The organism is Edaphobacter bradus (genome assembly GCF_025685645.1).
Taxonomy (GTDB): Bacteria; Acidobacteriota; Terriglobia; order Terriglobales; family Acidobacteriaceae; genus Edaphobacter; species Edaphobacter bradus.
On the sequence record NZ_JAGSYF010000001.1, the window covers coordinates 1425464 to 1447233 of the forward strand.

Genomic DNA, 21770 nt, shown 5'->3' on the forward strand with positions numbered 1-21770 from the left:
CTGGGTTGAAAAGTGAGCCGAATATCAATTGCTACCCATTTGTGGGATTAAATACCCCTTATCCACAACCAGTAGTGTTGTACCCGTTGATTCCACGCTCGGCCGAGGCTAGAGTTAAATCCGTCTTAAAAGACTAGAGTGCTCCCTCCCCCGGAAGACCTCGGGTGGGGCCAAGAGGTGCCCTTGCTCAAGCTGAAAAAAGTTCAGATCCTCGGCTTCAAATCGTTCTGTGACCGCACAGAGGTCCAGCTCTCCGGCGAAGGCATCGCAGCCATCGTGGGACCGAACGGCTGCGGCAAGTCGAACATCTCTGACGCCATTACGTGGGTGCTGGGTGAGCAGTCGGCCAAGAGCCTGCGCGGCGTGAAGATGGAGGACGTCATCTTTGCAGGAACGCGCGATCGCAAACCGACCGGTATGGCCGAAGTGTCGCTGACTCTGGTGGACCCCGACGTCTACGACGGCGCGCTGCCCCCGGATGGCCCTGAGGTTGTGATCGCGGACGAGCACCCCGCGGAACACTCGTCGGACTGGGATGAGACCGCTATGCGGGCGCAGCGGGCGCAGGAGACCGAGGACGCGGTTGCTGAGGCGCAGCCCGGCGTGGTGATTGAGGGGGAGGCAGCGGGCGAGCAGGTCGAGGGTGCGGTCGCGGCTGAGGCCGCCGACAACAGCGCCGCGGCGGAAAATGACGCTGCGGCCGGGGACGCTATACCCGGGAGTGTTGTCCTGAAGATTCGGCGACGGAAGTTCAACCGCGCACCGGTGCGAGCGGGCGAGCTGACGATCACCCGGCGGCTGTTCCGCTCGGGCGACTCAGAGTATCTTCTGAACGGCAAGATCTGCCGTCTGCGCGATATTCAGGACATCTTCATGGGCACAGGCCTGGGAGGTGAGTCCTACGCGATCATCGGGCAGGAGCGCATCGGACAACTGTTGAGCTCCAAGCCTCTGGACCGTCGCAGCATCATCGAAGAGGCCGCTGGAATTACGCGCTTCAAGACGAAGAAGCGTCTGGCGGAGCTGCGGCTTGAGTCCGCCAAGCAGAACCTCGCGCGCGTGAACGACATCTTTGAAGAAGTGACGCGGCAGATGGCGACGCTGAAGCGTCAGGCGGCCAAGGCAGAGCGTTATGGGGCGTTGCGCGATGAGCTGCGGACGCGGCTTCGCGTCGTGCTGGCCAGCCGCATGTCGCAGATGGATGCCGAGCAGGCCGCGACGACCGAGCAGATTGCGGCGCTGGCGACACAGATCGACGCACAGGCCGCGACCGTGGAGCAGATGGATGTCGAGCACACGGAGGGCATCCGCAAGGGCTATACGCTGGATCAGCAGATTCGAGAGGCCGGTGCGCAGGCGAACCAGTCTGCCGTGGAACTGGAGCGGATCGCGGCGCGAACGGCTTCAAACACCGACCGCGTCGCCGAGCTGACAACGCGGCTCGCGACGGGGGCCGAGGAGCTAACGCAGGCCCGGGAGCAGTTGACCGGACTGGCGGGAGAGCTGGAGCAGCACAAGAGCTTCCTTGAGAACGCGATGTCCGAAGCGACGGGCTCGCGCGAGGCGGCGCAGGCGCAGCAGGCGCAAGCCCAGGAGGCTGTACGCACGCTGAGCGCAGTGGAACAGCAGACCGAGCAGATTCGACGATCGATGATGCAGATGGTCGACCGCGCCTCGCGTACTCGCAGCGAAGAGGCGCAGGCCGCTGCGTCACTGGCGAGCATGGAGCAGGAGGCAGAGCGGCTGCAGCGCGAGTCCGAGACGGCGCGGATGGAACTGGAGACACTGGGAATCGAGCGTGGGCAGGTGAGGCTCTCCTTTGAATCCGTGACCGAGCGGCTGAAGCGGCTGGAGGCCGAGATTGCCGAGATGCGGCTGAACCTCGACGCGCGGCGTCGCGAGGAAGTCGACAGCAAGCGCCGCGGAGATCAGCTTCGCGGCGAGGTCGCTTCGCTGAACGGGCGGCGAAACTCGCTCGAAGGGCTGATTCGCGATCACAGCTACTCGACAGAGACGGTGCGCAACATCTTCAAGACAACGAAGGACCGGACACACGACAACATGGCTCCGGTCGGCACGCTGGCTGACTTCCTCGAGGTTGACGGCAAGTACGAGAGCGTCGTCGACGAGTTCTTGCGCGACGAGTTGAACTACGTCGTGGTCAAGAGCTGGGACGCAGCCAACGCCGGGATGCACCTGCTGCAGACCGACGTCGCCGGGCGCGCGACCTTCATGGTGCATCCGCACGACGCCCAGGCGAACTTCGCCTTCACGGAGGGGATGGAGAGCGGGGCGGTTGCGAATGTAGCCAGCATCGACGGCGTTGTGCCGCTGCGGGAGTGCGTGCGCGTGCTGGATGGCTTCGGCAAATCGCTGGAGGTGATTCTGCCGAAGCTGCGCGAGGGTTATGTGGCACCGGACTCGTACACGGCGCGGACGCTGGCGCTGTCGAATCCGCATGCGTTCTTCCTATCTCCAACCGGGGAGACGTTCCATAACGTGACGGTGACGGGAGGCAGGGCGAGAGCACAGGGTCCGCTGGCGCTGAAGCGTGAGCTGAATGAGGTCCAGCAGAAGATCGAGCAGGCCGAGCAGGAACTGGCCCAGGCCGACCTTCGGACAGCCGAGCTGCAGCGACAGATTGCGGAGCTGAACGCAGGAATTGAGAGCAAAACCCACGAACGGCGCGATGCAGAGCGCGAGTCGGCGAACTCTGGCGCGGCGCTGCGCCAGATGGAGTCGGAGACGGCAAGGATCGAGCGGCGCCTGCAGGAGTGGTCGTTGGCCACTGAGCGTAATCGCGACGCCCGCAACCAGAAGACTGAGCTGATCACTCGGAAGCAGCAGGAGGCGGCGAGCGTCGAGGCAGAGCGCGCGGGGTTGGAGGGTCAGCTCGCGGAGTTGCAGCAACGCCTGAACGAGCTTCGCAGCCGACGCGAGGAGCTGCAGCAGCAGGCGGCACAGGCCTCGGCCGCGCTGGCAGGGCTTGAGGAGAGGCGGCGCAACGCGCAGGCGAACTTCGACCAGACGGCGCGGCTCTACAACGGGCAGACCCAACGGATTCAGCAACTGGAGCAGCAGCTTGCGTCCGCAGGCTCTGAGAAGTTGCGACGCGAGGAGGAGACCGCGACGCTCGCCACCGAGCACAGCCAAATCGCGGAAACCCGGGCCAACGCTGTGGCTGAAGGCGCCCGGCTGACCGAGGAGGCTGCGGGACTTCGGGCCTCGCTTGGCGAGCTGGACCAGAAGCTGCGCACGTTGCGGCATGAGACGGAGGCGCTTCGTGAGCAGCGCGCGGGCCTGACAGCGCGCGCGGCGAAGCTGGCCTCAGACATCGAGCATCTTGAAGCGACCTGCCTGAACGATCTGGCCGTCGAGGCTGCGACGCTTCGCGAGGACGCGGCGATTGCGCGGATCGAGGGCGATGCCCTTCACACTGAGGAAGAGGCGGCGCGCGGGCTGAAGCAGAAGCTCGAATCGATGGGGCCCGTGAACATGATGGCACTCGAAGAGTACAACGAGACATCACAGCGGCATGAGTTCCTCGAGACGCAGCGTAAGGACCTGCTGGACTCGATCGAAAACACGCAGGCTTCAATCAAGGAGATCGACGAGGTCTCGAAGCTTAAGTTCGACGAGGCGTTCAAGGTGATCAACGAGAACTTCTCGGTGACATTCACGAAGCTCTTTGGCGGCGGTCAGGCGTTCATGAAACTGACCGACCAGGAGAACTCGGCCGAGAGCGGGATCGACATCGTGGCCTCGCCTCCTGGCAAGAAGCTGCAGAACATCCTCCTTCTTTCGGGAGGAGAGAAGGCTCTCACCGCGCTATCCCTGCTGGTCGGCATCTTCCAGTTCCAGCCGGCGCCGTTCTGCATTCTGGACGAGGTGGACGCGCCGCTGGACGAGACCAACGTTGGCCGTTTCGCCAAACTGATTGCGGACATGAGCGCAACCACCCAGTTCGTGGTGATCACGCACAGCAAGCGGACGATGGCCCAGGCAGACGTCATCTACGGAGTCACCATGCAGGAGCCGGGCGTCTCGAAGATCGTCAGCGTCAATCTGAACCGGCGCGATGCCTCCGATACCCGGCGGGCAGTGGCGTGATGCTGATCCTCGGGGTGGCGCCGGTGCTGCCCCGCCATTTCTTTTGCGGCGAGGCGGCGGAGACGAACTAAGCTACAGAAGGCATGTATATTCCGCTGACGATGGCTGCGCTTGCTCTGTTGACCACAGCAATGATTGTGCTGCGGTTTTTCTGGTGGCACCTCCCAGAGCGGCTGCAGACATTGCTCATCGGCGCCGGGGTCACCCTGACCCTGCTTCGCGTGCTCTTTGCCGCAACGCAATGGAGCATGACCTCGGGCAGAATGAATGCTCTGCTGAACTGGGCTGCAGCAGCCGGATTTGAGATTGTGTTAGTACGCTTCAGCCTGATGCGCCCCCAGTGGCTCACCGTATTGTGTGCACTGATTCTGTTGACTCCCACCTTCGGGTCCAGTCTCCTGATGCCGCTTACGCTTCTCTTCGAGCCGCAGCCGGCGGAGATCTCATCGATCGGCGGTCCTTACATGAGTGAAAGGATCGCGTGGGAGGTTTGGGGAGATCAAAATAGCGGGTTCGACGTTATGGTGTACTACAAGCCTCCCTTCGCCCCCTTTCTGCATCACCTCGTCCAGCGATTTGCGTTCAACACGGTCCAGTGCGACGCGGCAAAGTCTTCCGCCATCGCTGACCCCAACGCCAAAACAGTCCAATTCATCTGCCCCGGCCATCCCGGACAGCAGACACTGGAACGAACACTTCCTATGCATATGCGCAACACGGACAAGTTCAAGTGATAGCGCCAGGAGAAACAATGACAGCACTTCTTCAAACAGACCTCGGTTCCCTGCCCCTGACGGCGCGCGGCAAGGTTCGTGACATCTATGCCCTCGACGACCACCAGCTTCTCTTCGTCGCGACCGACCGCATCTCGGCCTTTGACCACGTCCTGGGAAGCGGCATTCCGGACAAGGGGCGCATTCTCACGCAGCTCTCTTTATTCTGGTTCGATCTCCTGAAAGGCACGGTGAAGAACCACCTGATCACTGCCGACGCCAGGCAGTTTCCCGGTCAGCTCAAACCGTATCTCGATCAGCTTGATGGGCGCAGCATGCTGGTCAAACGGGCGAAGATGTTTCCCGTTGAGTGCGTCGTGCGTGCCTATCTCTCTGGCTCGGGCTGGAAGGACTACCAGGAGAACGGCTCGGTCTGCGGCATTCGCCTGCCCTCCGGTTTGCGCGAGTCCGATCGGCTCCCTGAGCCCATCTTTACGCCGGCTGCAAAGATCCACACTGGCGGCCACGACGAGAACATCTCCTTTGCCACGATGGAGGCCACGGTTGGAGCCGGGCGGGCGGCACAACTGCGCGATCTGACGCTTGCGATCTTTGAGAAGGCCTCCAGGCACGCCGAGAGCAAGGGCCTGATTCTCGCCGACACGAAGTTCGAGTTCGGGGAGATCGACGGCGAGATCATTCTGGCCGATGAGGTACTCACGCCTGACTCCTCGCGTTACTGGCCCGCGGACACATACTCGCCCGGCGGCGCGCAGCCTTCGTTCGACAAGCAGTACGTCCGCGACTACCTGGAGTCGATCCGCTGGAACAAGCAGGCCCCGGCGCCTCCCCTACCACCCGAGGTCATCGAAAAGACGAGGGAGAAGTATCTGGAGGCCTTCAGGCTGGTTACGGGCCGTCCAACGCTATGAACGGATTCGACTGGATCCTTCTTGCCGTGCTCGCGTACTCGACCGTCGCGGCCTTCATGCGGGGTCTGGTGCGAGAGATCTTTGGCCTGGTCGGCCTCGTGGCAGGTATCCTCCTGGCAAGCTGGAATTACCCCTGGCTCGCGCAACGGCTCGGCAGACTTATCACGACTGCTTCCATTGCCAATGTTGTGGCCTTCCTTCTTATCGCAATCGGGATCATGGTCTTAGCCGCCATCCTCGGCAAGCTGCTGCATCGGACAGCGGATGCCATCGGACTGGGCTTCTTCGACCGGCTGGCGGGGGCAGGATTCGGGCTGATCAGGGGATGTTTGCTGGGCGTGGCGATCCTGATGGCGGCATTGGCCTTTCTGCCTCAGAATGCCTGGACGAAAAATTCCCGGTTTGTTCCCTATTTCCTTGCCGGGGCTCATGCGGTATCCTTCGTTGTACCCCACGACCTGCAACAGCAAATTCGGAAGGGCGCGGAAGAACTCAAGCACACCGCACCCGGGTGGATCAAGCCGCACAGTTAAGGGGAAAATGAAGAAGCGTCAGACGAAAGACGACGAGCAAGGAGTACGCCCTTGAAGCGCGAAATGGATGGTCTGATTATTCAGATGCACAGTGCAGGAATCTCATACGCCGACGCCATTCGGCAGTTCAAGAAGCGGTATATCCTCGAAGTTCTCGCTCATCACAAGGGCAATCAGTGCAAGGCCGCTGAAGAGCTGGGCATGCACCGCAACACCCTGAGCCGCACACTCGCCGAGCTGGACCTGGACACGGCACAGATCCGGAATGGAATGCGCAGGCCTGTCGCCAGCGAACGGCCACGTGTGCAGAGCATCGCAAGCGCCCGATAGCATTCTGCGTCGTCTAACGCTTCAGAAGTTCATGGCATCCAAGCCTCAACCACGCGCCCCGCTTGCGATTCAGATGATCGCGTTCGCGATGACTGGCGTTTCAACCCTGGTTCCGGCTCAAACGCCTGCTCCCGGCACTGGTTCAACACAACAGGCCGTCGCGAGTTCGTCGAGGCCCGCCCCGGGCAAACGTCAGATTGCTGCTGCAGAGGACGCCTACCTCGCAGGCGCCCGCCTTCTGGACCGCAACGACCTGGCTGGGGCCGAGGCTCGGTTTGAGAAGGCCGCTACGCTGAATCCCGACAATCAAGATTACGCCCTTGCGGCCAGCCTGGCCCGCGAGCACCGGGTGACTGAACTGGTGCAGCAGGCTGGCAAAGCGCGCCTGCTGGGAGAGAGCAAGAAAGCAGAGGCGCTGCTTGCCGCTGCGCGGGCACTTGACCCGCAAAACAGCATCGTGGCCCAGCACCTGAGCAGCTCCCCTGCTCCTCCTGCTTTCAATCCGGAGATCCAGTCTTTGCCTCAGCACGGCCCGGCCATTGCGGGTCCAGTAAGGCTTATGCCGGGTCCAGGCACCAGCAGCTTCAACATCCGCGGGGACTCCAGGGATGTTGTCCGTCAGGTCATGGCGGCTTACGGGATACGAGCCGTTTTCGACGATTCTGTCCAGAGGCAGGACCTGCGCTTCGACCTGGACGACTCACACTACCAGCAGGCCACGCAAATCGTGCTGAAGATGGCGGGCCTGTTCGCTGTGCCACTCGATCCGCATAGTGCGCTGGTCATTAAGGATACGACCGAAAACCGGCAGCGCTTCGAGCGCCAGTTGCAGGAAACGATCTACATCCCCAGCCTGACGCCGGAGCAGATGTCGGAGCTCAGCAACATGGTTCGCACCGTCTTCGACGTCAAGCAGCCGACCGTGCTGAACGGCTCAGGCACATTACTGATTCGCGCCCCTGAAGAGACGCTGAACGCTGTTAACGTGACGCTGGCCGACCTGATTGACGGCGGCGGCGAAGTCCTTCTGGATATCAATCTCTACTCCGTTGACCGGACGCGGCAGCGCAGTATCGGCATACAGTTTCCGCAGCAGATTGGCTTCTACAGCGTCGAGAGCGCGGCCCATGACCTGGTTACGGCAAACCAGTCGCTGGTGAACCAAGCGATCTCACAGGGGTTAATCCCCGCTAACGCCAGCGACATTACCATCGCGCTCGCGCTGATCTCTTCGGGCCTGGTCCAGAGTACCCTACTAAGCAGCACGATTGGCCTCTTCGGCGGCGGTCTAACCCTGGGCGGCGTCACAATGCCGCCTACGAACCTCCACCTCGCGCTCAGTTCCAGTGACACGCGAGCTCTGGACAACATCCAACTCCGCGTCGGCTATAAGCAGACCGGAACCTTTCGGGCTGGGACGCGCTACCCCGTCACAACCGGCATCTACTCCAGCGGCGCCACACCAACGGTCTCACAATTAGCAGGAGTCACCATCAACGGAATCAGCGCGACAAGCTTGCTATCCCAGGTGTCAAGCGTCAGCGTTCCACAGATTCAATATGAAGACCTCGGCCTCACTCTGAAGGCAACACCCGTGGTGCAGAGATCCGGCAGAATTGCTATGCATTTGGACCTGAAGATCGAAGCGCTGGCGGGCACGTCGCTGAATAATATTCCCATACTCGCCAGTCGGCAGTACGTCTCAGATGTGACGGTACGCGATGGCGAAACGGCGCTGATCGCCAGTTCCCTCACCAAGCAGGAGTCTGCGGCGGTGAATGGCCTTCCGGGTCTGGGCGAGTTGCCCGGATTCCAGACAGTGACAGCGATCAAGACGACAGATTCTGACACGAGCGAGTTGGTACTGCTCATTACTCCTCACGTTGTTCGCCACCGGGGAAATACAGCCGCCGGGCCTCGTATCGCGCTCAATCTGCCCGGGTCGGATTGAGGCGCATCTCAATATCCCCCACGCGTTGACCACATACCTTCGGACCGCTATACTTATAACTGTAGAGCGGGAGTAGCTCAGTGGTAGAGTGCTTCCTTGCCAAGGAAGATGTCGCCGGTTCGACCCCGGTCTCCCGCTCCAAACACCCCCTGCCTGCGGTACACTTCATCTACAATTCAGCGGGGCTTCCAAATGAATAGCCCACCCCGGGGCGCGGTACCCAAGTGGTAAGGGAGAGGTCTGCAAAACCTTTATGCGTCGGTTCGATCCCGACCCGCGCCTCCAAATTTTCTCGGGCTTTTCAAATAAATCAAAAACTTACGAGCGAAGGTCACTCGTCCTCGTTCGTGCTCAAGGGGCCTGATTCGGGCTGATTTGTCGCCAAAGGCGGACAAAAAGCGGACGGAAAAATTCGCCGGGGCTTTCTCCCGAATTCCGCAAAAGTAAAACCCGCCACCAGGGCGGGTAAAAAAAGAAGTACCAATTTCCAAAAAACTGTCGCGATTCAAACCGGGCTGAGCATCAATTCACTGCCCTCGAAGCTCCCGTCATAGCAGCATTATCCACTTCCACGAGGACCTGCTCGAACCGGCGCATCGCTTCCCTTTTGTGGTCCGCTGTGGGATGCACATAGCGCTGAACAATACGGATTGAACTGTGTCCGAGAATTGCCGCTAACGTCGCGAGATCAACCCCTGCTTCCGCCATGCGCGTCGCAAATGAATGCCTCCAATCGTAGAGAACAAAATTGAGGGCACGCCTGGTCTTCGTGCCCGCACAGGCGCGATCATGCGCTCCATTCAATCTCTTGATGGACGCCCCGGATTTTCGATTAGACGGAAAGATCCACTGCGATGTGCTTTGGCATCGCCTTGCCAAAATGCTGCGGCTTTCCGCTGTCAGATCCAATGTGCGTCGTGCAGCCTTCGACTTACCAGATCGAATGTGAACCTTCCCACGTTCCAGATCGACGTCCTCTTTTCGCAGAGAGGTGACTTCTTCTGGTCTCATGCCCTGGTTTCGCATGATCATTGCCAAGTCGTACAGATTTTGGTTCTTCGCTGCGCGGGCAAAGTACTCCCGTTCTTCTTCCTGCGTGACCACATGGATCCGAACAGCATCGTCGTCCGAGGGAATCTTCACGTTGTCAATTGGATTCTCGCGGGTCCAGCGCTGTTTGATTGCATATTTAAAGAACACGGAAAGGGCATGCAGGTCGTGTCTGACGGTTATATCGCGGACCTTGTGTTCATTGAAGCGCCAAACCTTGTATGCCTCAATATCTGCATCGGAGATCGTGCTCACGGGCTTCGTCGTGAAGAATTCTTTCGCGCTGGTCATGCTTGTAGCAATTCGACGATGACTGTTCGGATGAGTTCGATACTCCATCTCCGTCCAGTGCAGAAAGTCCTCGACAGCATCTGTGAACTCCCGAACGACAATACGCCGCAGAGGCGCTCGTCCTTCTAAGAGAGCCTTACGGTGCTCCGCTTCAAGCTGTCTCGCCTCGGTCTCGTTTCGTGTGGTGGCGGCCAAGCCTGTGGATGCGGTGTATTCCCTGCCGTCGAGTTTGAACCGGTAGTGCCATATGCCGCTGCGTTTCCGTATTGCCATCGTCTCTCGTCTCTTTCAACTTAGTCTCAAGCCACTTTCCTACCCGATCCCGCGGATACCAGATCTTACGCCCAACAGCTAAATACGCTGGGCCACGTTTTTGCGATCGCCAGTCCGCAAGCGTAGCAGCCGAGAGTCCGAGTGTCTCGGCAAGCTCTTGCGGCGAAAGCAAATTTTCGCGGGAAAATGTCATTACAGTTGTTTCTTACCCTCGAAAAAAATCAAAGCTTGTCTATGACTCAAATCTATGGAGCCGCGGGCTCCTGCCAAACAGACCACGGAAGATATGGAGGATGTAAGGTGCACTCCTGTGATCCGCGGGTGCCGCACTCGGATCGAGAACCCAGGGTTCCCCCCTCGAAGCCTTACTGAATCACACTGGCCCGGCGCTACCAAAGCATCCGTAAAGCTCGATTCTCCGCGCCTACCTTCATTGGAAGGGCGACCGGACCAGCAGGTGTTTCAAAAGGGTGCTTCGAGCTTTTGTGCTGGGATTACGGACAGGTTGTTGAGCGATTCTTACCGCGTTCGCCTTGTTGGCTTTCTGTACTCGTCTGCAAGGTCCGTGAGAAACTTTGCCTCGGCTTGGAGCCGGGCCTGGCTCCATCGGTCTCTCACCGTCACGTAGTCCTGCGGTTTCTGGGCCACCGCCTTAGCTTCGACTTTTGCAGACTCGAGCCTTGTTCGGCTGGCCTCGGCCAGAAATCTTTTGATCTCGACGGGATGCGCGTTGTTGGCTCGAGCCATCTCAGCTATCCGCAGGACAGCCTCGAGGTCGTCGTCAGAGCGTCCTGAATCCAACAATGGCTTCCAACCGTTACGGGCAAGTTTTCTGCCAGCAGCGGTCAGTGCAAAGGCGTTCCTGGGACGGGAGCCAGGTGTGAAAGTCTCCTGCCGGGTGATCAGGCGCTTAGCTTCGAGCCGACGGAGGGCGGGTACGGTGGACCCCAGGGACAGCCCCGCTTGCCGTTGCAGGTCATAGGTCGTTTCGTGACCACGGTCCAACAGCGACAGAATGAAGATGTCCAATACGGATGAGTCCACTTCTGCTCCTGAGTCAATATACGGTACGACTGCGATCATGCCGCCGATATCATTGCCGCGGCATACCCGGCGCCGATTGCTTGATAGAGAAAGATCGGGTCTCGACGAAGGGCTAGCATCCACCCGAGCAGCCACTCGATGTGACCGTTCATGTAGTCACTATCTTGACTGCAATGGATCATCGTAGGACGGGTCTCCTCTATAAGGTCGCGCAACGATTTTGAAATCAGAGGTCGCGCATATGATGATGGATATCGAACCACTTGATGTCGGGCTTCATCGCATATGGCTTGGCGGTAGCCTCCATCAACGTTATCCAGGAACCACTGCTTGACCGCTTTGATGATCTGTTGATCGGTCACATGAACGAGGCGCTCCTGCCCAGTATCCGCAACAGTATCCGTGGTCGGAGGTTGGACGCCGTTGGTTGCAGGGACATTCTGGGCACTGTCGTCCCCATCGGGGGATAAAGGAGTGGAAGAGCCTTGTTGAACCCCTCGTCTCCTCATCACTTCAGCAATCATCTCCGCTCTTGCCCAATATTGCTCCCAATGGGTCCGCGGGGCCTTGGGTCCTTTCTTCAGTTCCAGCCGCTTGGTGATGAAGGCGATCAGGAAGTCCTTCGCAGACTCCGATCCAGACAGGACGGTGTTAAGGGTCAGCTCGTGCCTTCTCCGGCGCAAGCTTGGGATCGCCAGATCGCATATCCGGTTGATCTGTTCTTCAGTCAGCGCACAGTCGTAGCGCTCCGCGACCGTGGTCTTGATGAGCTCGGCCATACCCGCCCTCTTGTCCCGCCATAGCTGTTTGAGTAAAGGAGTTCCTCTCCGCGGAATCCTTTGATAAAGGAGGTGATACTGCATCCAGTCACCGAACCGTTTCCAACGGACATGAGCGTCGTCGTAGGCTTGCTTACCCAGAAGATCGATGGCACGGCGCTTCGCCCGTTTCCGATATTTCTCCAGCTTTCCAGCAAAAGCGGCGATTATTTCCTTAGGGTGCTGTTCAGACAACGATGGATCTGCTTTGTGTAGCTGGCGGAGGGCGAACGCCAGAATGCATAGTTCCAGCGTGTCTGCGTAAATACGCCGCGAAGATGCTAGCCCGAAGAGCTTGCCCCGCACTTCGATCAAGGTCTGGGCGAGTGACGCGTCATAGGCACGATCCCGGTAGACGTTCGAAGCAAGAGGGTCGATTCGGTCCCATGGATGACGATTGGGAAAGCTGCCTGAGAGAGCAGTGGCATGCCTGGCTACCAGCAAATCAAGGCCCGGCTTGATCAAGCTGTATTCGTTCGGGTTGATTGTGATGCGTACCTTCGGGAAACTCACACACACCTCGCACGGGAAGGAACAATGCAGCGGACGATGAAGTCCGCGAAAAACTGGTCCAGTTCTTCCGGGTCTGGTTCGTGCAGGGCGGCGAAAAAGAAATGCGCGCGGCCGTCCAGAGCGGCCTGAACGATCAAGCTGAGACGTTCGCAGTCTTCGACCTCCAGATCGTGATCGGACAAAATCTGGATGGCCATCGATATATATGGTGCGAGCCGGCGATTGGTCTCATCGGACTCTGCACCACCAGGAACGGAAACAGGCGCTGTAGCGCGGGAATGGATATCGAGGTGGAAATGTCGAAACATTTGGGTGTCCGGGGGTGGTTAGTATAGACACGCCATTCATTCCGAAGATCTTTGCCGCCAATTCCGGCTTCCCCGATTTTTATTTTCTTGAAAACACGCCATTTAGGGTGTTTTTGGCATTGCGGCGGAGATCGGCCACAGCCACTCTGTAGAAGAGATGTGGAACTGATCGTATCGGGGCCCGGCACGGGCCAATCGAGTTTGGCGCCGACCGAATTCGAACTCATGTTGTCGCCGTGAAAGCGGGTTCGGGGCCAAATTGCAGCGTTTGGCTGGATTTGCCAGAATGAGCAGAAACCCGCGTCAATCGTGGGGATCGCTCATCTTCATCCGTGTATGGGTTTGCACTCAGATGCAAGGGTTTGTATGCCACTTAGTCACCACAGCATCACCGGACTTTCGGCCTGAGTCGCCCTGTAACTCTGGCGGCCTCTCACACACGCCGGACTTAGTTGTCCGGAATTGGCTCACGTCGCAGGCAGGGACGCCTTTTGCCGAACTTGCACGGCGGGGGAAAAATCGCCCTCCACAATGGTGGTGGTGGAAAGTGTCCGGCTGCCCAGCTTCGTTGGTACCGCTTCAGACGACGTCCATCCTGAGTAGAATTCCTTCGATTCCGACGATGTGGCGCAATGAGTTCAATGCCGTAGAACCTCATTTCTGCGTCGAGGAGGTCGAGTCATAGGCGTTGTCACCGATTAGGTTCTGAGGGGCGTCGGGAACGACCATCTGTAGCAAAGTGGACATGGCTAGCGTCACTTCATGCGGAGTGGCACTTTCAGCGCAAACAGAAACCGGTAGCCCATTACGATCTGCGACTGCCACGATCTTCGTTCCCTTGCCGCGTTTTGTTTTTCCGACCTTGCGCCCCCTTTTTTGGCGGGCGCAAAACTCGCGTCGATAAAGGCTTCACGAACATCGATTGTGCCTCGGGCACTGAGTTCTTGCGCAAGAGCAGTCATGATCCTAGTCATCAGGCCGGACCGAACCCATTGCTAAAACCGCCTGTGACAGGTCTGGAACGAAGGGTATCGGTCGGGGAGGTCCGCCCAGGGTGCGCCAGTCCGCAACACCCAGAGGATACCGTTCAGAACGGATCGGCGACTTTTCCAAGGTCGGCCTCTGCCATCCCGTCGTCTCCTTGGTTTCGGGATCAGCAGATCGAGGGTTTTCCACTGTTCGTCAGTTAGATCACGTCGATACGGCATTCCTGTGTTGATGCCGTTTTGGATTTCGACGCATCGCTCGGTGGTGCCGATCAGCAGAATTACTGCTGCGGCAGTGATGATCTATCACTGATCGTCCCCGCACAGATCCGTCCCAGTGCGTTTACGTATACGACTACGAGGGAGGGCGCAGAAGCGGGCCACAAGATAGGCTGCTGTGAACGCCGCTGTCGGAGAGCGCTGGCTTGCTGCTATTGCAAACTACGAATTGTCTCGAATCCCGAAGGTCATCACTCTCCTCATTTATCTTTGGTCAGACCACTCGCGACTTCGACGAATTTAGTAAAACCGCCCAGCGAGTCTGCTTGTGTCTTAAACCGCGATATTGGATCGAATTCTCCGGAATTCTTTTCCACGTACAAGGCATCGAATTCTGAAAAGGAGGTGCGGAACAATGAAGGTTGTGTTGGAGACTCGCGGTCCTGTCGACGAGCCGTACCTAAGCCTGAATCGTGAACATCTTCTAGGGATGACGCTCCATCCAGGTTCAATGGAGATCGGGTTAAGACGTTCTGCCCTTAGGCGAATCACCTTCGATGCTGGCCTGATGGGACTCTGTCCGCCGCAATCGGAGTACTGGATCGGCACGTGTGATATGACACATGTAACCATGACCATTTCTGACAAGGCGTTGATGGCCGCCTCTGATTGCACAGGGAGCAGAATAGAATTGCGCCTCGAACGCGAACTCGCGGATCCGCGATTGCGCGCGTTGGCTACGGCAGTGGATGTGGAAAGAACCGCGGACTTCCCCAATGGACGTCTTTTTCTCGACTCTATCGAGCAGGCACTTGCCCGGGCTCTGGTCGTCGGTTATGGCGTGCGCGACTATAGCGTGCGGGTTTATCGTGGGGGACTAAGCCCCGCGAAATTGCGAAAGATTAAAGAATTGGTGGAGGAGAAGATGGAGGAGGACTTAAGTCTTGAGGAAATGGCGCGCACGGTTGGGCTCAGCGCTACGCATTTCTCGGAAGTCTTCCGCAATACGACCGGCCAGACTCCGCACCAGTGTCTCCTCTGGCATCGCATCCAGCGAGCGAAGGAGATGTTGCGCTCTGCCGAAATGCGCGTGCTGGATGTCGCCATAGCGTGCGGCTTCAAAACCCAGCAACATTTTGCACGCGTGTTTCGTCATGCGTGCGGCTTAAGCCCGACAGAGTATCGCAGGGAGTTTCTGCTTTTCGAACCAGCTGGAGTTTCGACGGCTTTTCTGCCTGACGCGGTACCTATTCCCGTGACGGTTCGTCCAGAGACTCTAATCGTGCCGCGTAACGGAGTCTCAGCGAGCGGCGGACACGAACCAGATCACATCCGAGAACACACTTAGGCTGGGAACAACTCACCAAGATCTTTGTTTGTTCCTAGTGGAGGGATTAGCCATGCTGGGCGGTCGCGCGGAAAAACATGAGAGTTGAAATCCTTACGCCTGAATCTGCGACGGAGCCACGCTTCTGGGTGGAGCACCAACCGGTTCTTGCTATGGCTTTGCGGCCTGGCTCGGTTGAAATCGGTTTGCACAGTTCTAAGATGCGGAGGTTTACGTATTCCACAGGCGCAATGCGGTTAACCTCGGCTCACTTGGAAAAGTGGTACAGAATCGATGGCTTACACGTTATGACAATCGCCATTTCGGGCGCTGCACTAAGGGCAGCTGCGGATGAGACGACGGGCGAGGTTGAATTGCGCAGCATCGATAACCTGGTTGACGCACGTGTGGGTGGTTTGGCGGCAGCGGCTTATGCCGAGAGATCTGCAGGCTTCCCCAGTGGGCTCCTATTTCTGGATTCCATAGAGCAGGCAATGGCCGTAGCCCTGGTCAACGGTTATGCCGTGTGGCACCAGTCTTCGAGTACCTACAAAGGTGGACTCGGTCCCGCCCGCTTGAGAAGCGGTGAAAGAGTTCGTGCACGCCAAGATGGAGGACGAATTACGCCTATGTGAACTGGCGCAGTCCGTAGGGCTCAGCACCGCTCATTTCTCGCAGATGTTTCGGAAGTCAACGGGAGAGACACCGTATCAGTTTGTCTTGCGTGTCAGAGTCGAGCGCGCTAAAGAGATGTTGCGCTCTGCCGAAACGCGCGTGCTGGATGTTGCCATCGCCTGTGGTTTCAAAACCCAGCAGCACTTTGCCCGCATATTCCGCCAGATATGCGGAGTCAGTCCGATGGAATATCGATACCGATACCTACGCTGAAAACAAGCAACTGGGCTTGCAGCTTGGGAGCTTTTGAGGTCACGTCGCGCGCAGCGCGATGTAGCTCGGATCATCCGGCGCCTGATACTTCGTGTCAGTCAGCGCTTGGGGCCGTACTCTTTGCACCCGAACGACGTTGATTGCATTCGTCAAGCGCCCGAATCAATTCCTCACTCACCTGACACACCCGACATCAGCGCGTGACAATTGCCCCAAAAATTCGACCCGACGCCGGGGATATAGATACGACTCCACACCTTTGGCGCGATTTACTGACTCTGGGACATACCCTCGGTGAAATACATCGCGGCAAGAATTCGGGCCAACAGAGGCTTCTTTGTTCGATGCTCCAGCACTTGCTCGTGTCCTCTATACAAGGCCTCTACCCCGGCGGTAGTTCCTCATAAACAACCACGAGGATTGTGCACAGAGACCGAGATGCAGACACAAGTCGCGGTTCAACTCTCGGTTTACTAGTCGAGTAGTCAAAAGGAGTGTTGAAATGACTTCCAAGAGTGAAACGCAAACAGGTGATAATTTCGCGGAACGCGTTCACGCGAATCAGCGAAAACTCAGGTCCAACCTAAAAACTCAGTACGACTTTGTGATCTGCGGATCAGGCTCTTCAGGGTCCGTAGTTGCGAGTCGCCTCGCGGAAAACCCGGCTGTGAGTGTCCTGTTGCTGGAAGCGGGTGGCGACGACGATGTACCAAGTGTCTCGGATGCGCGCCAATGGGTCACGAATATCGGAAGCGAGAGATACTGGCAGTTCAAGGCCGAGCCGAACCCACATCTTAACGGCCGCGCCCTTCCGCTGGGGATGGGGAAGGTTCTGGGCGGAGGATCGAGCATCAACGGGATGATCTGGGCTCGCGGTCACAAGAGCGACTGGGACTTCTTTGCATCAGAAACGGGGGATCCAGCGTGGAGCTATGAATCGGTTCTTGATATTTATCGCCGCATCGAGGACTGGCAGGGGGCACCCGATCCAAGATATCGCGGAACCCGTGGACCAGTATTTGTCCAGCCGCTGCATCGCGATCCGACACCAGCCGTCCGAGCCTTGTTTGAGGGCATAAGCTCGCTTGGGATTCCGATCTTTGAAAATCAGAACGGCCGCATCATGGAGGCCGACGGTGGCGCATCCGCTGCTGACATGCGCATTCGCGATGGAAAACGCCAATCCGTTTTCCGGGCGTATGTCTTCCCGCAAATGGACCAGCCAAACCTCACGGTGCTCCCCCACGCGCTGGTTACTCGGCTAACTTTCGAGGGCAACCGAACCACTGGCGTGGAGATCTCTTATGAAGGAAGCACACGCCGCATTCGCGCAGGACGCGAAGTAATTCTGTCGCTCGGCGCAATACACACGCCGAAGGTCCTCATGCAGTCTGGTATCGGCGATCAGGCCGAACTGCTGCGCTTTGGAATCCCGGTAGTCCAACATCTCCCAGGAGTCGGACACGGATTTCAAGACCATCCTGCTTTTTGCTGTCTCTGGGAATGTTCGGAATCGCTACCTCCCAGTCTCGTGCCGGGTGCGGTCATATACGGGAAGAGTGAGGCTGGTTTAGCTAGCCCTGACTTCCAAATTCTGCAAGCTGTGCTAAGCGCTGGGGACGCAGCAAAATTTGGCCTTCCTGCACGTGGTTGGTGTCTCATCGGTAACGTCGTTCGGCCCAAGAGTCGCGGTCGTGTTCGCCTTACCGGCTCCGATCCCACCGATCCTGTTCAGATTGAAGCGAATTATCTCTGCGACCCCGATGATCGGAAGGCTGCCTTAGCATGTGTAGAACTTTGTCGCGAGATAGGCAACTCCCACGCTCTCCGTCCTTTTGTCACGCGAGAGCTTATTCCCGACAACTTGGAACGTCCAGAACTAGAAAACTACATCCGCGACACAGCGTTTAGCCTTTGGCATCAGACATCCACCGCTCAAATGGGTCGGCAAGCCATGTCTGTTGTCGACGGCTATCTCAAAGTCTACGGCGTCGATAACCTTCGTATCGCGGATGGATCGATCATGCCACGCGTGACCACCGGCAACACCATGGCTCCCTGTGTGATCGTCGGGGAGCGTGCAGCAGAAGTCATACGGGATGAGCACCAGATAGGGACGGCATCTGGCTCGCGGTCTGACCGCTTTTGAAATTCGAATTGCAGGCATTGTGGAAAAGTACCGCAAATCGATTTCAGCTCCCTGCGCCTTCAGCGGCGCACTGTGGCCATCTTCTCGGTGCACTAGGGCGCTTTGCGGCAGAAAAAATGAATTTCTCTTACAAGCATTTGTTGTATCGCCTTTCTATGGGGAATATCAAGGGCGATCCGTGTTCTTAAGTATGTTAACGCTGTTCATTGTGATTTCAGTTGGGCTATGAGTAGCATCTCTGAGCCGGGAGGGAGACCGATGAAAGCTAATGGCGAAATGGCGCTCGTTGCCACGAATTCAACCGCAGGAGAGCCAATTCTAGAATCCATATGGCACGCTGTGGCCGGAAGCCCGATCACTGCCGAATACCTGGAATGGCCCGCCGACTTGTTCGCTCTCACTAACGTCCTTCTTGAACGCTCAGAAGCGTACCGGTTTGTCTTATCTCCACCAAATAATCAGGAGTGGCCGCCGAGCCGCTTTTCTTCCTGGTCCAATGCTGTCGAGGAAGCAGGCCGGCAGTGGAGCATGTGGGTGGAGGATCGGGCAACCCCGTTCCCCGAGCTACTGATGGAGGAGTGGAGCATCTTTCGCGAGCGTGCCGGCATGACACTTGAGCATCTAGCCGAGGGTCACGACTGGAGAATGTTCGAGGCGCTGCTGACGCTACATGCAATCGCCGACGAGGCGTGCGCTGGACTTGGCATGGCCCTCGACAGGTCGGACGGAAAGGGGTGCGTATACCGGGCCCGTGGCCGCGAGCTACTTGCAAAAACCGGATCGCTGGCTCGAATTCAACCACATTTCCTGCGTGTACTGCCCAAGGTGCGCACGCCTCCCAACGGAACGTCGTTGCGCTCGTTTTCCCGCTACGCCTGCGTTCGAGGTCCCAGCGTGGAGGCACGCTGGCACAAGGTGCCTGCCCGTCGCAACGGTACGGACCCTCGGGCCAGGCACGCCAACTTGCTGCTGCTACCCTGGCCGCTGCGAGTGCGAGAGTCCGATTTCCGCCCACTGGACAATTCGGTGGAAAGGTTGGGCAAAGAGCCCTTCGGTTTTTTTCAGTTCGCACCTTCGGAGAAGCTCGATTTGGATCTCGTGAGCCGCCTGATTGTCGCTGCCCGCGATGAGGTAGACAGCGTGGACGTTGTGCTGCTACCGGAGAGCGCGGTCGACGAGAGCGAAGTCAACGATCTCGAAACCCTTTTGGAACGCCACGGAGTGACTGGGCTCATTACCGGCGTCCGCCAGCGTTCAACGCAGCCGGGGGGGTTTCCTGGCAACTGGGTGCACATGAGCATAAGCCCAAGATTGGAAAAAGCCGCCCCACCTTCGAGCTCGACCTCCGAGCAGTGGTTTCACATTCGCCAGAACAAACACCATCGCTGGTCGCTGGATGAAGGACAGATCTACCAGTATCACTTGGGAGGCGCCCTTCACCCTCACGTCCGCTGGTGGGAAGCGGTAGACGTACCTCGGCGAACACTACATTTCGTAGAACTCGGCGACGAAATCACTATGGTCTCGTTGGTATGCGAGGACCTGGCCCAGATCGACGATGTAGGCGAAGTCATCCGATCCGTCGGCCCAACCGTCGTTGTTACTCCCTTGCTCGACGGACCACAGCTCGCCTCGCGCTGGGCGGCACGATATGCCAGCATTCTGGCCGATGATCCTGGGTCGTCTGTTCTGACGCTGACGTCCTACGGCATGGTGAAGCGCTCTCGACCACGCGGGCGCGAGTCGTCTCCTGTGATCGCGTTGTGGAAGGACCCAGTCCGGGGCATCCGCGAGATTCCGCTGGAAGCCGGCGCGCAAGGCGTCCTCCTCACAATCTGCGGGGATCGTGCGACACGACGGAGCGCGGATGGCCGCAGCCCCATTAACAACGTGACGGAACACTTCGACGTCGCCGTCCATCAGGTGCGGGCCGGCAGCGCAGACTCGGCGCCATCGAATTTCGAATCCGAAGCGCCGGCTGCGCGCTCCCTGGAACTCGAAGAACTCACCATCCTAACCGGCTGGGCACAGGCGTTGACGGAAGCCCTGGCGTATGCCCCCGAGTGTATTGGGCCCTTGTTGTCCGACGCAAACCCAGGCGCTCCGTGGCGGGCCGCGCTTCGGATACCAGAGCCGTCGCAGCAACTCAGCAAAGCGATACGCTTCCTCGAGCGCGCAGTACGAGCAGTAACGCGGGCAGACGGCATGCCGACACTCGATGCCTTGCTCAATTCGTGCATTGAGAATCTGCCGCGCGAACAGGGACTCGAGAAGTTGGTTGGCCGAGTGTTGCGCTCGACGCTGGAACAACTCCGTACTCGACCGGCAATAGAAGCCCAGGTTACGATCCAAAGCAAAAGGAACGCGGAGGCGGCTATGGGCAGACTTTTGTAGTTTGTTGCGACCATCGGAGCGAGAATCACCCCTGCCGGCTATATCCGGAAAACTATGTGTCTTAGCCTGCACCTGTTCCCGTCCTACTAACGCTACGCGTGTCTAAGTGGGCGTCCGGTGTCGTAACCTAGCTCCATGTAGATAGCGGAATTACTCTTAGCATGGCGTCACCATGAGCACATGAGCGTCCGGCAAGCCGCCGAACGCATCGGCATTCCCCCGAGCACCCTTGCCAGAATCGAGAAAGACGGCACAATGAGCAGCGAGACGTTGGCAGTTATCTTGCGTTGGCAGTTGGAATCCTGAACTCTTGTATGCTCACTCGCTCCCAATTCGCGGCATGGTTGCAGGCACGCCGGGATGCAGGCGAAACGCTGAAGGCAATCGGCGCGCGCTTTGGCGTGAGCCATGTGACTGTGACCCATTGGCTCTCCGGCAAGCGCAACCCCTCTCGGATGACCCTGGTGCTGGCTGCCGAGCTTTGCTGCGCACCCGTCGAGATGGCCGCTGGCCTGCCGTCCCGTTAGGAACCGTTCTCAAGTGCGTGCGCACCTACGTGGGGAGCGGATCGAGCGAGATTTCGCTGGTAAATGCTGGTCATTTCATCGATAGGTTGTAGTTGATCCTTCGAAACCGTCCACGAATTTCATCGAAAATAGGGCCTCCCGCAACGGCCGCTTGTCCCATAAGTGCGTTTTAACAGTCCAGCCGCAAGCTGTGATCTGGCGCGAACTTGCTCAAAACCCGACATTTGGGGAGTTCGGTTCCACGAACCTTCCGTATTGCCGGTAATACGCCAACAACAGCTCACGTCGGTGCCGAGCAGCGGTCCGATTCTCATCGAAGACAAGTTGCTCACTTGGATCGGAGGTCCATGTGTCCGAACGAGAGTTACGCAGTGATTGTCCAATCAGGAGTCTGGCTCCTGGGCATAGAGGCTC

General features: G+C 58.3%; 18 protein-coding genes and 2 tRNA genes. 14 read left to right on the forward strand and 6 right to left on the reverse strand.

The window, feature by feature from the left end:
- Positions 1-183: 183 nt before the first annotated feature.
- From smc to OHL16_RS06120, 8 genes are all read left to right on the forward strand, one after another.
- The gene (gene smc, locus OHL16_RS06085) at positions 184-4110 is read left to right on the forward strand and encodes a chromosome segregation protein SMC (protein WP_263366173.1); all 3927 of its coding nucleotides are present in this window, start codon (positions 184-186) and stop codon (positions 4108-4110) included.
- 83 nt (positions 4111-4193) lie between these two features.
- Positions 4194-4844 carry a hypothetical protein gene (locus OHL16_RS06090; protein ID WP_263366174.1) on the forward strand — a complete coding sequence of 217 codons (651 nt, stop codon included), beginning with the start codon at positions 4194-4196 and terminating at the stop codon, positions 4842-4844.
- A 17-nt stretch (positions 4845-4861) separates the two neighbouring features.
- On the forward strand, positions 4862-5755 hold the full coding sequence (locus OHL16_RS06095; protein ID WP_263366175.1) for a phosphoribosylaminoimidazolesuccinocarboxamide synthase: 894 nt from the start codon (positions 4862-4864) through the stop codon (positions 5753-5755).
- The gene (locus tag OHL16_RS06100; RefSeq protein WP_263366176.1) at positions 5752-6288 is read left to right on the forward strand and encodes a CvpA family protein; all 537 of its coding nucleotides are present in this window, start codon (positions 5752-5754) and stop codon (positions 6286-6288) included. The genes OHL16_RS06095 and OHL16_RS06100 overlap by 4 nt, the downstream gene beginning before the upstream one ends.
- 51 nt (positions 6289-6339) lie before the next feature.
- The gene (locus OHL16_RS06105) at positions 6340-6618 is read left to right on the forward strand and encodes a helix-turn-helix domain-containing protein (RefSeq protein ID WP_263366177.1); all 279 of its coding nucleotides are present in this window, start codon (positions 6340-6342) and stop codon (positions 6616-6618) included.
- Between the two features lie 31 nt (positions 6619-6649).
- Positions 6650-8569 carry a type II secretion system protein GspD gene (locus tag OHL16_RS06110; RefSeq protein ID WP_263366178.1) on the forward strand — a complete coding sequence of 640 codons (1920 nt, stop codon included), beginning with the start codon at positions 6650-6652 and terminating at the stop codon, positions 8567-8569.
- Between the two features lie 66 nt (positions 8570-8635).
- Positions 8636-8710 (forward strand) — tRNA-Gly (locus OHL16_RS06115).
- 69 nt (positions 8711-8779) lie between these two features.
- Positions 8780-8854: transfer RNA gene (locus tag OHL16_RS06120), tRNA-Cys, on the forward strand.
- Between the two features lie 237 nt (positions 8855-9091).
- On the opposite strand, the gene OHL16_RS06125 is transcribed toward OHL16_RS06120, so the two are convergent.
- From OHL16_RS06125 to OHL16_RS20210, 6 genes are all read right to left on the reverse strand, one after another.
- Positions 9092-10177: a tyrosine-type recombinase/integrase gene (locus OHL16_RS06125; RefSeq protein ID WP_396127155.1), complete on the reverse strand. Its 1086-nt coding sequence runs from the start codon at positions 10175-10177 to the stop codon at positions 9092-9094.
- Entirely contained in the window at positions 10062-10376 is a 315-nt protein-coding gene (locus OHL16_RS20205) for a helix-turn-helix transcriptional regulator (RefSeq protein WP_396127138.1), read from the reverse strand. Before OHL16_RS20205 ends, OHL16_RS06125 begins: the two co-directional genes overlap by 116 nt.
- Before the next feature lie 326 nt (positions 10377-10702).
- Positions 10703-11227 (reverse strand): PadR family transcriptional regulator, encoded by a 525-nt coding sequence (locus OHL16_RS06130; protein ID WP_263366180.1) that lies wholly within the window; start codon positions 11225-11227, stop codon positions 10703-10705.
- Positions 11228-11262: 35 nt separating this feature from the next.
- Positions 11263-12558: a hypothetical protein gene (locus tag OHL16_RS06135; RefSeq protein WP_263366181.1), complete on the reverse strand. Its 1296-nt coding sequence runs from the start codon at positions 12556-12558 to the stop codon at positions 11263-11265.
- A complete protein-coding gene (locus tag OHL16_RS06140; protein WP_263366182.1) occupies positions 12555-12866 on the reverse strand; it encodes a hypothetical protein in 312 nt (103 codons plus the stop codon). The genes OHL16_RS06135 and OHL16_RS06140 overlap by 4 nt, the downstream gene beginning before the upstream one ends.
- Before the next feature lie 995 nt (positions 12867-13861).
- Entirely contained in the window at positions 13862-14074 is a 213-nt protein-coding gene (locus tag OHL16_RS20210; protein ID WP_396127139.1) for a transposase, read from the reverse strand.
- 412 nt (positions 14075-14486) lie between these two features.
- On the opposite strand from OHL16_RS20210, the gene OHL16_RS06145 reads away from it, so the two are divergent.
- The 6 genes from OHL16_RS06145 to OHL16_RS06165 all read left to right on the forward strand — a co-directional run bounded on the left by OHL16_RS06145 (position 14487) and on the right by OHL16_RS06165 (position 21356).
- A complete protein-coding gene (locus OHL16_RS06145; RefSeq protein ID WP_263366183.1) occupies positions 14487-15419 on the forward strand; it encodes a helix-turn-helix domain-containing protein in 933 nt (310 codons plus the stop codon).
- Between the two features lie 564 nt (positions 15420-15983).
- Positions 15984-16286 (forward strand): helix-turn-helix domain-containing protein, encoded by a 303-nt coding sequence (locus tag OHL16_RS06150; protein WP_263366184.1) that lies wholly within the window; start codon positions 15984-15986, stop codon positions 16284-16286.
- A 502-nt stretch (positions 16287-16788) separates the two neighbouring features.
- Positions 16789-18435 (forward strand): GMC family oxidoreductase, encoded by a 1647-nt coding sequence (locus tag OHL16_RS06155; RefSeq protein WP_263366185.1) that lies wholly within the window; start codon positions 16789-16791, stop codon positions 18433-18435.
- Between the two features lie 534 nt (positions 18436-18969).
- Positions 18970-20829 (forward strand): hypothetical protein, encoded by a 1860-nt coding sequence (locus OHL16_RS06160; protein WP_263366186.1) that lies wholly within the window; start codon positions 18970-18972, stop codon positions 20827-20829.
- Between the two features lie 180 nt (positions 20830-21009).
- Positions 21010-21135 (forward strand): helix-turn-helix domain-containing protein, encoded by a 126-nt coding sequence (locus tag OHL16_RS20215; RefSeq protein ID WP_396127140.1) that lies wholly within the window; start codon positions 21010-21012, stop codon positions 21133-21135.
- 8 nt (positions 21136-21143) lie between these two features.
- Positions 21144-21356: a helix-turn-helix domain-containing protein gene (locus OHL16_RS06165; protein WP_263366187.1), complete on the forward strand. Its 213-nt coding sequence runs from the start codon at positions 21144-21146 to the stop codon at positions 21354-21356.
- The last annotated feature ends 414 nt before the right edge of the window (positions 21357-21770 follow it).